Annotated in this window: 14 protein-coding genes; 8 read left to right on the top strand and 6 right to left on the bottom strand. The window is 40.3% G+C overall.

Annotation, left to right across the window (positions count from 1 at the left end; translation table 11 throughout):
• Positions 1-10: 10 nt before the first annotated feature.
• The 6 genes from atpF to OQ5_RS0114140 all read right to left on the bottom strand — a co-directional run bounded on the left by atpF (position 11) and on the right by OQ5_RS0114140 (position 4,859).
• Entirely contained in the window at positions 11-505 is a 495-nt protein-coding gene (atpF, locus tag OQ5_RS0114165; RefSeq protein WP_016778118.1) for a F0F1 ATP synthase subunit B, read from the bottom strand.
• A 180-nt stretch (positions 506-685) separates the two neighbouring features.
• Complete coding sequence (gene atpE, locus OQ5_RS0114160) at positions 686-892, bottom strand: ATP synthase F0 subunit C (protein ID WP_016778117.1); 207 nt, start codon at positions 890-892, stop codon at positions 686-688.
• A gap of 256 nt (positions 893-1,148) precedes the next feature.
• Positions 1,149-2,180 (bottom strand): F0F1 ATP synthase subunit A, encoded by a 1,032-nt coding sequence (gene atpB / locus OQ5_RS0114155; RefSeq protein ID WP_255297551.1) that lies wholly within the window; start codon positions 2,178-2,180, stop codon positions 1,149-1,151.
• A gap of 311 nt (positions 2,181-2,491) precedes the next feature.
• On the bottom strand, positions 2,492-2,887 hold the full coding sequence (locus tag OQ5_RS0114150) for a hypothetical protein (protein WP_016778115.1): 396 nt from the start codon (positions 2,885-2,887) through the stop codon (positions 2,492-2,494).
• A gap of 8 nt (positions 2,888-2,895) precedes the next feature.
• Entirely contained in the window at positions 2,896-3,285 is a 390-nt protein-coding gene (locus OQ5_RS0114145; protein WP_255297550.1) for a bactofilin family protein, read from the bottom strand.
• Between the two features lie 137 nt (positions 3,286-3,422).
• On the bottom strand, positions 3,423-4,859 hold the full coding sequence (locus tag OQ5_RS0114140; RefSeq protein WP_016778113.1) for an adenylate/guanylate cyclase domain-containing protein: 1,437 nt from the start codon (positions 4,857-4,859) through the stop codon (positions 3,423-3,425).
• Between the two features lie 158 nt (positions 4,860-5,017).
• On the opposite strand from OQ5_RS0114140, the gene OQ5_RS0114130 reads away from it, so the two are divergent.
• The 8 genes from OQ5_RS0114130 to OQ5_RS0114100 all read left to right on the top strand — a co-directional run bounded on the left by OQ5_RS0114130 (position 5,018) and on the right by OQ5_RS0114100 (position 14,917).
• Positions 5,018-5,851: a universal stress protein gene (locus OQ5_RS0114130; protein ID WP_044107900.1), complete on the top strand. Its 834-nt coding sequence runs from the start codon at positions 5,018-5,020 to the stop codon at positions 5,849-5,851.
• A 270-nt stretch (positions 5,852-6,121) separates the two neighbouring features.
• The gene (locus tag OQ5_RS0114125) at positions 6,122-6,712 is read left to right on the top strand and encodes a non-canonical purine NTP diphosphatase (protein WP_016778110.1); all 591 of its coding nucleotides are present in this window, start codon (positions 6,122-6,124) and stop codon (positions 6,710-6,712) included.
• 169 nt (positions 6,713-6,881) lie between these two features.
• The gene (gene porZ, locus OQ5_RS21175; protein ID WP_052308310.1) at positions 6,882-8,459 is read left to right on the top strand and encodes a type IX secretion system anionic LPS delivery protein PorZ; all 1,578 of its coding nucleotides are present in this window, start codon (positions 6,882-6,884) and stop codon (positions 8,457-8,459) included.
• Positions 8,431-9,276, top strand: a complete 846-nt coding sequence (porZ, locus tag OQ5_RS24785) for a type IX secretion system anionic LPS delivery protein PorZ (protein ID WP_052308309.1) — start codon at positions 8,431-8,433, stop codon at positions 9,274-9,276. Before porZ (OQ5_RS21175) ends, porZ (OQ5_RS24785) begins: the two co-directional genes overlap by 29 nt.
• 29 nt (positions 9,277-9,305) lie before the next feature.
• Entirely contained in the window at positions 9,306-12,044 is a 2,739-nt protein-coding gene (locus OQ5_RS0114115) for a DUF3352 domain-containing protein (protein ID WP_016778109.1), read from the top strand.
• A gap of 72 nt (positions 12,045-12,116) precedes the next feature.
• Positions 12,117-13,811, top strand: a complete 1,695-nt coding sequence (locus OQ5_RS0114110) for a Na/Pi cotransporter family protein (protein ID WP_016778108.1) — start codon at positions 12,117-12,119, stop codon at positions 13,809-13,811.
• A gap of 107 nt (positions 13,812-13,918) precedes the next feature.
• On the top strand, positions 13,919-14,281 hold the full coding sequence (locus tag OQ5_RS0114105) for a carboxypeptidase-like regulatory domain-containing protein (protein WP_016778107.1): 363 nt from the start codon (positions 13,919-13,921) through the stop codon (positions 14,279-14,281).
• Positions 14,282-14,461: 180 nt separating this feature from the next.
• On the top strand, positions 14,462-14,917 hold the full coding sequence (locus tag OQ5_RS0114100) for a toxin-antitoxin system YwqK family antitoxin (RefSeq protein ID WP_044107897.1): 456 nt from the start codon (positions 14,462-14,464) through the stop codon (positions 14,915-14,917).
• Positions 14,918-15,373 lie beyond the last annotated feature (456 nt).

Here is a 15,373-nt window from a genome sequence, read left to right as displayed (position 1 = left end):
TGGACAGACACTAATTAAGGTTCATTTCGTTAAGATAAGAATTAATCACCTTTTTCTGTCTTTCCCTGTCCGAAAGTTCTTCTTTTAATACCTTCTCTGCTATTTCCAAAGATAACCGGCCTATGGTATCCCTGATTTCCTGAAGCGCTTCCTGTTTTTGCTTTTCAATATCCTTGTTGGCTTTATCGAGCATTTTCCGGCTTTCCTCACGGGCCGTTTCACGTGCCTCATCCACAATCTGCTCCTTTAGTTCCCGGGCCTCCTTCAATATGGCATCCCGTTCCCCCCTGGCATCTTCGAGAATTCTTTTCTTTTTTTGCTCCATCATTTCAACTTCTTCTTTGGCTTTTCGGGCATCTTCAAGGGCAAATGAAATGGTCTCCTCACGCACCTTCAGGGCACGCAAAATGGATGGCCATGCATATTTTCGAAGCACCACCAGTAGAATTATGAATGAAAGGGAAGTCCAAAAAACAAGTCCCGGACTTGGTGTTAACAGTTCCATAAACGTCTTTTTAATTCCAACTGCAAGGTTGATTTATCCGTATAAAATTAACTTATTACGGTCGGAAAACCTGCCCGGATTTATCGTGCGAACTCGATGCAAAAACTTACATATTCCTGTTCCCGAATAATCTGGCGAAGTTGTAGCAATTTAATAAATCAAAGCACCAACCTCGTTTCATCAGGCCAGCCAGGCTACAACAATGCCAAACAAGGCAACTCCCTCAATAAGAGCTGCGGCAACAATCATGGCAGTCTGAATTTTTCCGCTGATCTCGGGCTGGCGACTCATCGATTCCATAGCAGATTGTCCTATCCTGGAAATTCCGATGGCTGCTCCAACAACGATAATCCCGAGCCCGATGGCTGTAAGTGACAAAGTTTCCATATTTCAATGTTTTATTTGTTATTATACTCCGTTAAACTTTTGCAAAACGTTGCAAACCAATTGGTTGTATTCTAAAGGGTTTGATTGTTAAAATACAGTATATCAGGGTTGTACGAAACAAGCATGGCAAGGTTTCACACAACAAGAATATGCATAAATGCTTGCATGCGAGTTCCATCAGACCAATAACTTATACATAATTTATACTGATGAATTATCTTACATCTTATATCTAAAAATCTAACGATCTATTGTGTTAATGTTCAGCTTTACTTGTACTCATCCCTATAAACAGAGCTGTCAGCATTGTGAAGATATATGCCTGTAGTACTGCAACCAGAAACTCCAGCAACAGCATAACTAATGACAACAAAATTGAAACAGGCGCAATATAGACAGATTTAAGGATAAAAATCATGGTTACCAGACTTAAGATAACTATGTGTCCGGCGGTAATATTGGCAAACAAACGAATCATCAACGCGAAAGGCTTGGTAAACAACCCCACAAATTCCACCGGGACAAGCAGGAACTTCACGAAAAACGGAACGCCCGGGGCGGTAAATGTATGTTTCCAGTAATCTCTTGATCCAAATAAATTAATGGCAAAAAACGAAAACACCGCCAATGTAGCCGTGAAACTTATGTTCCCTGAAAGATTACTTCCACCGGGGAAAAACGGAACAAGACCGATCAAGTTATTGATCCAGATAAAGAAAAACAATGTAAGCAAAAACGGAACAAACTTATCGGCTTTGTCTTTATCAATCTGGCCCCGGGCAATGTCATCGCGTACGAAAAGAATAAGAGGTTCCAGCACTGCCCTTAGACCCTTTGGGGGAGCCATTCCATGCCGGGCATAACCTCTGGCCGCAGAAATAAACATACTCATGATTAAAACCATGGACAAAAACATGCTGGCTACATTCCGGGTGATCGAGAAATCAGCCGGCGAAGCATTTGTAATATGCCCGTTCTCATCATATTGGACGGCTCCTTCTGAATCGGTAATATAAAAAGTTTCGTCTTTCAGTACCACAAAATCATCCCCAATTGTTGCAGGTGTATTGGAATGATAGAACTCATCAGAGGAATAAAACCAGGGTTCTCCATCGTGCCATAAAATTACGGGTAATGGAAGTGACAAATGAATGGTTTGTCCATGCCGGTTCGTATAGTCAATAATATGCCAATGATGAGAATCGCTGATGTGGCCGATAATTAGTCCGAACACATCAACATCGCCCTCTTCCGTTTCATGGTTTGCCGAAAAAGCAGATAATACCATGCCGAACAGAAAAAATATGACAATAAAAAACCTCAAATTGCTAATTTTAAAAACGCATGATAAATGAGTGAAAAAACTGAAAATATAGAATTAGTAATCTTCCCGCATTTCCCTCAGATTGTCGTTCTATACGTGATGAAAAGTACAGAAGTTTCATTCGTATATAATTAATCTAAGTCATTGGCCGAATGGAACTCGCGATTTTTATACATGTCCTTTTATGGCGGATTTCTTTTTAAACAGAGCGGCGGAGCCGAGTGAGAAATCAAAGGCCCATGCTGATTTCATCCATTGAATATCTGCACCTGAAATCAGAACCGCCTCTTTCTAAACAGCCATTGAATTTTCCACTTAGTATCCATACCTAAAAGGACCAGGTAAGCAATAACAATGGGGATAACATAGGCTTCTATATTCTCATGATCTCTATCAAATAAAACAATGATCAGGAACGGAATCAATAACATCTTGAACATGGACAATGCCATAAACACAAAGCCCGCGGTATTCTTCCAGTATTTTTTGACCTCCTTCAGCACAAAAGATGTTAACGGAAACATAGCAATGATGATCAAAGCTAAATAAAGCCAGTTTTTTGGGACATGACCGGTTTCGATAAAAACAACAAGACCTGCCACTCCTTTGAACAGCAGGCCGTAAAAAATTTCCTTAATCAATAACACTTTATATGCTAAAAGTGTTGTCATAAAGCAAATTACTTTTTAATATCTTTGGGAGGAGACTGTTGGGAAGTTGCTGTTTGCTGATTTCCCATATTACAGGTACCCGAAAAAATGGCTCCGGGTTCAATATTCAGTTTCCCCGTTTTAATATCTCCGTTTACTTTCGAACTCGCCTTAAGCGAAAGAAGCTCGCTAACATTTATTTTTCCGTTCAGGGACCCGGCCAGCTCTGCATTGCTGCAAATCACCTCTCCCTTTATCATTCCGTTTGACCCGATAACAACCTTTCCTTTAGAATTAACATTGCCTTCAATATGTCCGTCAATTCGAATGTCTCCATTGGTTTCAACATCTCCGACAATTTTTGTTCCCTGACCAATCATGTTGGGCAGTTTGTTCTCGGGTTCAAAATTTTTCGCCATCTCCATTTATATTTAATATTTGTTAATAATGCATTTTAATAGATAATCAGACGATTAGATGTTCGACAGTTAGATATTAAACATCAAAGGATCAGGAAATATTGATCTGAACAACAAATTTAAAAAGAAAAAACAAATTATTGTCGTCCCTTCATGAAATCCTTTAAGGCACTTAGCTGTTGTTCCTTTCTTACCTGCCTGAGATTCTTTGCCGTATTGGTATAATATTTATGGTTGGTGATAAAACTGATCTGTTTTTTATTCCATTCCGGTAATGTCATCTTACCGTTAAACGTCTGAAATTCTTCATACAGACTTCTCGACACCGGTATAAAATCGGATCGGCCAAGATAATCAAGATCGGCATCTTTTAAAATGGCTTCAAGATGATTTCGTGGGTGAGCATCCTTGCGGGTAACATTAATCAATTCAACAATTTCTTCGATCTGGTCGTCAAGATAACCATACATGGGTAAAACTTCTCTTGCCAGATCAATACTGTTATCTTCATGATTATCATAAGAAATCAGGAATCCTGTATCGTGAAAAAGTGCGGCTGTTTTCAACAGAAGCATTTCTTCTTCACTGACTCCTTCGCCGCGTCCTATTATTTCAACCTGGGTAACGACATCTACTGTATGTTTCATGTTATGGTAGGCAAGTTCGTCAGACAATTCATTCTCCAGCCTGTTAAGTACCGCTTCTTCCATATCGCCAAATCTGATGTGCTGCAACCTGACCCTGAACAGCTCGTTTGGTTCTTTTCCTTCACCATCAACTGATAATTCCTGAATAATGCCTTTAATAAAATACATATCCGTTTCTCCTTTATATTTAATTGGCATCTTGCCCCTGTATTCGGCAACAAAAAACTCCTTAACCAATTGCCATGTAGTGCCCGAAATGTTTATTTCTCCAGCCATTCCGGATGATTCCATACGACTTGCGATGTTAACGGTATCTCCCCATATATCGAAGGAAATCTTTTTTCGTCCTACCATCCCGGATATAACAGGTCCTGTATGTATACCAATCCGCAACTCCCAGTAGTCCTTGTGCTCAATCATTTTTATCCGGCGCATCTCTTCCATAAACTGCTGCATTTCGAGGGCCGCCAAAACGACTTCTACCGGATTGGTACTGTTTTTTACAGGTAGCCCTCCTGCACACATATAAGCATCGCCAATGGTCTTTATTTTTTCGATTCCGTATTTTTCGACAATCTCATCAAAATGAAGAAAAAACTGGTCAAGCTCATCGATGAGCATCTCCGGATTAAGTTGTTCCACAATTCGGGTAAACCCCTGAATATCGGCAAAAAGTACTGTTACTTTCTGATATTTCTTGGATTTCTTTTTAGGCCCCTGATGTGTATAAACGATGGAATCGGTGTCATATTGTGTCTGAATGCGATGTGCTTTCTCCTTTACTTTGAGTGCCAGAGCAAGTCGTTCGGCTGTAAGTTCTTCCACGCGACGATGAATAAAATTTCTTAACCATACTACCACCAAAATGATAACAACGGCAAGCAATAAAATTATCACATAGATATTAACTGAAAATCCCTCGTGCATCACTTCAAAACATTTTACCTTCCGCAATATAAAAAAAGTCTTGTAAAAACCACCATTCATCCAAGCTTTGAAACACTTAAAAAAAATGCTTCAAAATCTTTAATGTTTGTAAAAACAAAAATGTTATCTTTAGCCTGTTAAATACAATAAAATTGACTATGGAAAGCCTAATGCATAGTATTCTTGTGCCCTATGATTTTTCGGACACTGTATTTTATGCAGTTCAACATGCTGTAAATCTTTCCCGTGTTTTAAACACAAACATCACTTTACTTCATATCGTTAAAAAAGAATCGGAAATTTCTCCGGCCGAAGAAAACCTTCGCAAAGAAGCAAAGGAAATTGAAAAAAAGCTAAAAGTAAAGCCTGAAATTCTGGTCAAAGAAGGGACTATTTTTAAAACCATCAATGAAGTCTCGGAAGAACTTGAATGTGCAATGGTGGTCATGATCACCCACGGAATGCGGGGCATGCAAAAACTCACCGGAAGTTGGGCTCTGAAAGTGATTGTCGGCTCCAGAGTGCCATTCCTGGTTGTTCAGGAGCCCCCGCAAAAGGACGATTATACAAAAATCGTTTTCCCGGTCGATTTCAAGTCCGAAAACAAAGAAAAACTAAGATGGGCAGAATACATGTCCCGATATTTTAAAACCAAAGTATACTTGTTCTCATCAACGGCCAAAGATGGAGCGGTTGACAGTAGAACCAAAGCCAATGTGGTCTTTTGTAAAAATTTTCTGGAGGAAAAGAACATCGATTACGAATTGGTACTGGCCAAACATAAGGCCCCGTTTTCGCAGGAGACCATTGACTTTGCCAAAGATAACAACGCCGATCTGATCATCATAATGACCACCCGCGACATTGCTTTCCATGATTATATCCTCGGAGCTCACGAACAATATATTATCGCCAACAGCGCCAAAGTTCCGGTTATGGTCATTAATCCAAGAACAGATTTGATGAAGTACGGCTATGGTGGCAGCTTCTGAAATCAATCCTGTTTGTGAACAACAAACAGGTCGCTCGTCTGCAAGAACTTAGGTTTAACACGCTGACAATTTTCACGTCTCTTCAATTTCTACTGCAAAAAGGGCCAAAGAATGCCTTCACGCAAAGTTTTATCACCAACATTCCCCTTGTTTTTCGTATTTTCGCATATTACAATAAATAATAGTCAGCTAAAAAAAATAAACGCAGAGACGCAAGGTTGTGATTATTAGAGATTTTGAATGACTTACCATCCACATTTATAAACAATTATGGAACTCGTATTTGCAACGAACAATAAACATAAATCCATCGAAATAGACCGATTATTAGGGGAAAACCGAACGGTTAAATCACTCCCGGAAATAGGATTTGAGGGTGATGTGCCGGAAACAGGGAAAACCCTTGAAGAGAATGCGTTGCAAAAAGCAAGGTATATAAAAACCCGCCTGGGAACCGATTGTTTTGCCGATGATACAGGTCTGGAAATTGATGCCCTTAATGGTGCACCAGGTGTTTATTCGGCCCGCTATGCCGGGCCTGAAAAAGACAGTTTGAAGAACATGGAGAAGGTACTGAGGGAATTAAAGGACTGCCGGAACAGGAAAGCCCGCTTCAGAACAGTTATTGCACTGATCCTCGATAATAAAGAGTTGTTGTTTGAGGGTATTGTTAATGGATCGATACTTGAAAACCCTCGTGGAGAAAAAGGTTTTGGATACGATCCAGTCTTTTTACCGGAAGGATATACACTCTCTTTTGCAGAAATGTCACTCAACGAGAAGAATAAAATAAGCCATAGAGCAATAGCAGTAAAAAAACTGGTCGACTATTTAAAAACCCTAAATAATGCTCGTCTATAAATTCGCAAAAATTTTCACAATATGTGTCTGTTCAGAAAGTGCCAGTTGCAAGGCTTGGGAAGCCGCCAAAAACAGAGTTTACTTTTCGTAAATGAGTATTTTGGCGGCAAGCGTAACACAACAAACGGTACTTTATGAACAGACACAAAATAAGGAATAACTAACACCTATGGATACAGTTATAAGAAAAGTCTGGCTCCTCCTGTTGTTTTCAGCACTTTCTGCGTCCACCTCGGCGCAGGACTTATGGACGACTTATTATTCATACAAACAATGCTTTAACATAGCCGAGAATACAGACTTTATAATTGGTGCTTCCAATCTGGGACTGATCCTTTACCATAAAGAAACCAACTCGGTTAGTGCTAAAAACAAAGTTAACGGTCTTTCCGATTCCGAAATTTCAGCAATAAACTCAATTCCTCATGACGATATCATTCTGATTGGCTACGAAAACGGAAACATTGACGTAATTACAGATGAAGGCACATATAATATTCCGGATCTTAAGATTGAAAACATGCCCGGTAGTAAAAAAATCAATCATTTTCTTCTTCACGATGACGGAAGGGTATTCTGTAGTACCGATTTTGGGATACTGGAACTAAATATTTCGAAGAAAGAAATAGCTTCCACTTTCATTATCGGAGATGAAGCATCTTATCTGAAAGTGAACAAAACAGTTGTAAAGGATGATACCATTTACGCGGCAACCTCATCAGGTCTCTTGATGGCCGATATGAACAAAACGCTCTCGTATTACGAAAACTGGGAATTGCTCTCGGAAGACCGGTCTGCATTTTGTGATGTTGAATCCAAACCATCAGGCATCGTTGCTGCTAAGGGAGAAAGAGGGAGCACGTGTCAGCTACTGCTATTTAATAGCAGCGGTGCATCGGCACTTTCCAGTTACGGGAGATTTCAAAACATACGTCCTACAGAGGATGGTTATATTATCACCACACAAAATCGCATCTATTTTACCGACAGTCAACTTGAAACAACTTCCACACAGGATACCATAATTATTCAAACCCAGGATGAATATATGCCTGTCTACAGGGATGCCTTTATAGCAGAAGATCAGACGCTTTGGCTGGCCGATTGGAACGGGGGTCTTTTCCATAAAACAACTTCCGGCAAATATCAGCAGGTATTGCCGCCCGGCCCCTATTCAAATTCTACTTATAAGACAAAAAAAATCAATGATGAATTGTGGATAGTTCCGGGTGGTTTCGGCGCCCTTCATAACAATGCAAATATACCGGCCAGCGTATCTGTTCAGAAAAACGGAGAATGGAAATACTTTACCCGTTCAAACACGCCGAAATTTAGTGATGCCCGCGATTTAATCAACATTGAAGTCAATCCCTACAATTCGGAAAACGTTTTTATTTCTTCATGGGGAAACGGCGTGTTCGAATTTAAAAAGAGCAACGATACCATATACCTTGCAACCCAATATACTGACAAAAACAGCGAACTTACTAATTTTCCGGGTGCACCCCCTGGCAGATACATCAGGGTTTGGGGCATGGCATTTGACTCAGACGGAAATCTATTCATGAATTGTTCTTCCATTACATGGATTTTTGCTGTTTACAACGTTATGGACAATGCCTGGTATAAATACGATTATGCCGACATAACCGAAGGCGATCAGAAAAACGGAGAATTAATAATCGACAACAACGGCTATAAATGGTTGCCTGTCCTGCATGGTCAAAAAGGCTATTTTTGTTTTTGACGACAACGGCACTATTGACAACCCTTCGGATGACCGCTACCGGGGTATACTTAGCCGGGAGCAGGACCCCGATCCCAGAAATGAAGGCCCTTTGAAGCTGTGGGATGAAAACGGAGAAGAAATCATCGAGGGAGCCTTTTGCATTGAAAAGGACAAAAACGGATACCTTTGGTTTGGCACAGAAAACGGAGTGATTGTTCAGTATAACCCCGGTCAGATTTTCGAAACAGAACGCCCGGTTTTCTCGAGAATAAAGGTGCCCCGGAACGATGGCAGCGGACTGGCCGATTATCTGCTCGAAGGCATTCGAATCACAGCAATTGCTGTTGACGGTGCAAACAGGAAATATTTTGGAACCGAAGGGAACGGTATCTATCTGATATCGGAAGACGGCACACAAACCATAGAGCATTTTAATACCGGAAACAGTCCGATTCCATCCAATAACCTCTTTAATATCGATATCGATGAATCCAACGGCGAGGTTTTCTTCGCCACCGACAAAGGGCTAATCTCTTACCGTGGAGCGGCCGTAGAAGGAGAAAAAACATTTAGCAACGTATACGTCTATCCCAATCCGGTAAGACCTGAACATGAAGGGCCCATAACCATAACCGGCCTGATAGACCGGACAAATGTTAAAATTACCGATACATCGGGCAATCTGGTATATGAAACAATATCGCTCGGGGGAAATGCTTTCTGGAACGGAAAAAATCTTTATGGTGAAAAAGTGAAATCCGGTATATATATTATATTTTTGGCATCACCAGACGGCAGCCAAAATGAATCTGCCAAAGTGGCGATAATCCGATGACAGTAGAACAGCTATAAAAAATGCGATTGATGTCTAAACGAAACCTGAGTATTTTCGGAATTATTTTAGTTTTCGCAGTTATTATTATTGCTGTCTTATGGAATCTGTACCGGCATCAGAGTTTCAGCGCCGAAAAAAATCTGGATTCGGTGCCTGCCAACACAGCACTGGTACTCAGAATCAATTCGGTCAACGACCTTGCTAAGGCGCTTCAGAAAAAAACAGATTATCGATCGGAATTGGAAGCTTTTGAAAGCCTGGCTTCTGTGTATGATGTGATTAGCTTTGTCGATACATCAGCGCTGTTTTCTGCACGCCCGGTCAGAAATTTGTTAAAAGCTCCGGTTTACATTTCATTCCAGAAAATAGGCAAAACAAATTTTGAACTAAGTTTTCATTTTGCACTGCAAAACCAGGCCCATCAGAATGAAATAAAGTCGTGGATAAACGACCATCAAACAGGTAAACGTAACTATACCGGATTTGCCATTTATCAGATACCTCTGCCCCAACCAGGTAATAAAACTGTTTATGCCACTGTTCAGAACGGGGTGTTAACGGTAAGCAAATCTTCTTTAATGGTAGAAGCATCTATCAGACAACAACAAACCGATCATTCACTGCGAAACGACAGAGAATTTTCTTCTCTTAACAAAACAACAAGCTCAGGAGCTACCGGGTCGCTTTTTATCAACTTTTCAAAATTACCTTCTTTCTCCGAACCCTTTTTTGCCTCCAACTCCAGACAATATGCCGCCTTTTTGGGTAAATTAAGTTCATGGGGTGCATTAGACATCCATTTAAAAGAAGATGGTGCGGCTCTCAACGGCTTTTTATCCGGCAATGAATCATCCCGGTTTATCTCACTTTTTGATGGTATTGAGCCCAAAAAATCGACACTTTCCGAGGTACTCCCTTCGGACATCAGATTGTTTCTGGGGTATAATTATGCCAACAATATCCGTTTTATAGCAAATCTTAAAAAATACATTTTAAACTCCGAAGACTCCAATGATTTCGAAACAGCCAATCAATCTTTTAAAAATACTACCGGTAACCATTTTGTCGAAGCCTTTTTCGAAAATATTGACGGCGAATTTGCCATGGCTTTCTCGAACTACAATGCCAGCAACCCCCAGGAAGGCAGGTTTCTGGTTTTTAAGACAAAAGGGCAGGCAGTAACATTGCCGGCACTTAAACAAATACAGGAATATTTTGGCGTTTCAACCACCCCTGTCTCCAGATATAATGTAGACAACTCAATCTCTTTTCCAATCTATCGTGGATTCCCTGACAAGTTGCCGAGAATGACTATGGAATATCTGTTTCCGGATGCTCCCCTGCAATTTTTTTCGTTTTACCGTAATTACCTTGTCTTTGCCGACAGTCAGAAATCGCTGGAATCATTTTTATACAATAATGTGCTTAAACGCACCTTGCAAAGTCATCCTTATTTCTCCTCATTCACGGAAAATTTTGCATATGAAGAAAATCTGTTTTTTTTCGCGGAGATTCCCCACCTTTATTCGTATATCGGCCAATCGCTGAATGCTGATATCTTCCATCCGACTAAAGAGCAGAACAAAATACTATTCAATTTTTATGGCGCAGGAATTCAGTTATCTCACAATTCGGGACTTAATTATTTAAACGCCTTTGCCAATTACACCCCCCATCGCGACAAAGAGCCACGTACCATCTGGCAAAGCCGGATTGATTCAATGGCATCAATGAAACCCGCGTTGGTTGAAAATCATTATACATCGGAAAAAGAGATAATGGTGCAGGACAAGGCCAACAATCTGTACCTCATCAACAACATGGGGCGCATACTCTGGAAGCGGCCCCTCGACGGCCCCATCATAAGTGAGATATTTCAAATAGATTACTATAAAAATACAAAACTGCAATACTTGTTCAACACAGAAGAAAGATTGTATCTTCTCGACCGAAACGGGAACCATGTAGCACGATATCCTTATACATTGCCATCGAAAGCTACTAACGGACTGGCTGTATTCGATTATAATAAGAACCGGAACTATCGCATATTTATAGCATTAAACGACCGAAAAATATACCTCTTCGACAAAACAGGAGCCAGAATCCCCGGATGGAATATTCCACAAACAGAAGGCACTGTAACACAACCTGTCCAGTTCTTCAGAACCAGTGGAAAAGATTACATAGTGTTTAGCGACCAGTACCGCAACTATATAATGGACCGTCGTGGGAATCATCGGGTTGTGCCGGATAAAAGTTTTATAAGAAATGACCGTAGCCCCTTTTACCTGGAATATCCCGACTCTGAAAAATCAGCGCTGGTTACAACAACGACAGACGGTTCTCTGGGCCGAATTATGCTTCCCTCCGGCAGAACGAGCATTCACCCCGAAACAAAAGTGGATAGCAAAGACCATTATATTACTGTCGTTCAAGAAAACAATCCCAAATATGTGTTGGTAACTCCCGAACAACTGAAAATTTTTAATTCAACTCTTCAACCCGTCGTTAATAAAACGCTGGAATACCCTGTAAATGCAATCGCCGACATTTATCAGTTTTCTTCAACCGACCATAAAATAGGCCTCGTTTCGGCAGAAAACTCAAAAATATATCTCTACAACAGCGACGGTTCTCTTTATCGGGGATTCCCCCTGAAAGGAACGACAAGATTTTCCATTGGCTTTTTAAAATCATCCGCCTATCGTTTTAATCTTATAACAGGAGGTGAAAACAACTATTTATATAATTACAGAGTGGAATGATGAGATACGCCAATTTTTACTTATTTTTGTCGCAACCAATTGAGAAACATCCAGTATAAGACGGACAGCGCAATGCAGTATTCTTTTTTCGATTTTCTCTCTCTTGTAGGCTCACTGGGCATGTTCCTTTACGGCATGAAAATTATGAGTGAAGCCCTGCAAAAAGTGGCCGGCAATAAAATGCGGGCGATTCTTTCCGCCATGACATCCAACCGTGTATTGGGCATATTTACGGGCTTTTTGGTAACGGCCATGATTCAATCCTCCTCGGCCACAACGGTAATGATTGTTAGTTTTGTAAATGCAGGCCTTGTTACCCTTAAAGAATCTATCGGTGTAATAATGGGGGCGAATATAGGAACTACCGTAACAGGCTGGATTATTACTCTCTTTGGATTTAAAGTAAAAATCAGCGCCTATTCTCTTCCCCTTATCGGGCTGGGCCTGCCTTTTATATTTTCAAAGTCAGCAACAAAACGCTCTTATGGAGAATTATTCATCGGTTTTGCACTCTTGTTTCTGGGACTCGAATATTTAAAAGATTCGGTTCCAAATATCCAGGAGAATCCGGAAATACTTAGTTTTCTTCATCAATATACCGAAAGTGGAATCTTAACAACCCTCTTATTCCTGGGCATTGGTACCCTTCTGACAGTTGTTGTTCAATCTTCGTCGGCCACTATGGCCCTGACATTTGTAATGTGCAACGAAGGGTGGATTGAGTTCAGCCAGGCCGCGGCGATGATTCTGGGAGAAAATATCGGGACTACCATTACTGCCAATGTTGCAGCATCGGTAGGAAACATCAGCGCCAAAAGAGCTGCAAGAGTCCACCTGATATTTAATATTCTTGGTGTTATCTGGATGCTCGCTGTATTTCATCAATTTACAGGATTGATTGATACCCTGATGACAAAGAACGGGGGTACTTCTCCAAACGATTCACCGGCGGCCATACCTACTGCATTGTCAATTTTCCACACCTCTTTTAATATTATCAATGTCCTCATTTTTGTTTGGTTCACCCCTGTCATACAAAGAGTTGTGGAATACATGGTGCCCTACAAGACCAAGGAATCTGATGAAGAGTTCAGACTGAAATATATAACAACAGGGATGCTATCTACATCCGAACTCTCTCTGCTACAGGCAAAAAAGGAAATACAGTTCTATGCCAAGCACACAACAAAAATGTTCGGATTTGTCAGGAAAATGATGCATGAAGACCGTGACAAAAAATTCAATAAACTCTTTTCCAAAGTTCAGAAGTATGAAGGAATCAGCGATAATGTGGAAGTAGAAATTTCCAACTATCTCACCCAAATATCACAATATAAGCTCAGTGAACTGGGCCGTAAACGGCTGCGTTCGATGCTGAAGATGGCAGGCGATCTCGAAAGCATCGCCGACAGCAACTTCAATCTGGCACGCTCTGTCAACAGAATGCGCGAAAAGAACATCAGATTCAAGCCTTCGGCAACCGAAAAACTGGAGCTTATGTTTAACCTTGTCGAAGAGGCTCTATCTGTTATGCGCGAGAACCTCCAGCAGGATGAACTGGCGGTTTCGCTCACCAAAGCACGACTTCTGGAAGACCAGATCAATAACTACCGGAACCAACTGAAAAGCGAACATCTGGATAATCTGGCAAACAATGTTTATTCGTATGAGTCAGGCATCATATTTAACGATCTGTTTTCTGAAAGTGAAAAACTTGCAGATTACGTGATCAATGTTTCCGAGGCCATTGAGGAAGTGGGATTGTAATTTTAATTCTCTGATAATACCCCCTTAATATTAAAATAATATAGCATCTGTAGTTTTGTACCAGAGAAAAATCAAAAAAGAGTACTACAACACAAAACATAGATGTTATGAAAGCATTATTAATAATTTTATCACTGGTTGCCTCTGTATCGATGACAACCCTGGCGGGTTCGAACAACAAAACAGAGAATCCCGGAGAACCTGTAGCTGTCAATACCTGCATTTCAGGAACCATTATTGACGAAGAAACCGGAGAAGCGTTAACCGGAGTTGAAGTTAAACTCGATGGAGCCGAAACAAAGACTTACACCGATTTTGATGGAAAATTCATTTTCGACAAGGTAAAACCAGGCGACTATTCGGTTCAGGTCAATTATATTTCCTATCAGCCGGTTGTAAGAAACATCAGGGTGCAAACCAACGAAATGCATGCGCTCAATCTTGAATTGGAAAACGTCGACAGCGAATAAACGCCGTCCATCAACAATTGAGCAATATAAAACCAGGGAAGACGTGTTTGTTTACGTCTTCCCTTTTTTTATGAATGTTAAAATAAAGTTGCCGGAATGTAACTTTAATGTTAACTTTGCGTTAACACAAAGACAGGAACAAGTTGGGAGGCTTTTGATAATTTTTAAAATACGGAAGCCATGAAAAAGTTGATATTATTAATCGCGATGATTGCATCAGCGCCTCTGCTGCTTGCCCAACTTGTTGAAAAAGAAGGTCTCTACTACGACTCCAACAACAATCCCTATTCCGGTACTTACATTGAGTATTTCCCCGATGGAACAGTACGCCTTGAGATGAAGGTAAAGGACGGCAAAAAAGACGGAACCACCACTTATTATTATGAAAACGGGACGAAAAAAGAAGTTCGAAGTTTCAGCAATAATAAAATGGACGGAACCTGGATCACCTGGAATGAAGCCGGAACGAAAATTGCTGAAGCCCGTTACCAAAATGGTAAAAAGCACGGTAAATGGTATATATGGGACGAAACCGGTACTTTGCGATACGAAATGGAGTATACTCAGGGTGCTAAAACCGGTGTTTGGTCAATCTGGGATGAAAACGGGAAACTCGTTAGCCAGAGACAATATTAAAAATTGAACGCAATATCCGCACTTGCCTTACGATTTGTATTTTATCTGCGCATCATTAAGCGGATGATCAAAAATCCTTACCAACACGGTAAGGGTTTTTTGTATGGTAAAATGTCTAATACAATAATACTACCCTTATTTTAGTGGTTAAATATTTGTTGAAATATAGTTATAAATGTGGTTGAAATGTGGTTCAAGAAAAAGAATGCAACATATAGACTACGTTAAACTACATTTTAACTATAAACAAATTGCAAGTTGTCATTAAATTCGTGGTAGAACCAATATAATAGATGATTAGCTTTTCAAACACAAGATATAAGACTCATCCTGTATTACTGATAATATGAGCCCGGTCTAAAAAGCATCTTTGTTGCCAAACTCTGTGTTGTTTTAAATTTTTGCATCCTCTTTAACAATGAGTTAACTCCGGTACAAAAATTTAAAATGCCTTAA

This window comes from Anaerophaga thermohalophila str. Valhall (assembly GCF_000250735.1).
GTDB classification, from domain to species: domain Bacteria; phylum Bacteroidota; class Bacteroidia; order Bacteroidales; family Marinilabiliaceae; genus Anaerophaga; species Anaerophaga thermohalophila_A.
Note: the sequence above shows the minus strand (reverse complement) of the source record. Positions and strands in the feature narration are given on the sequence as shown.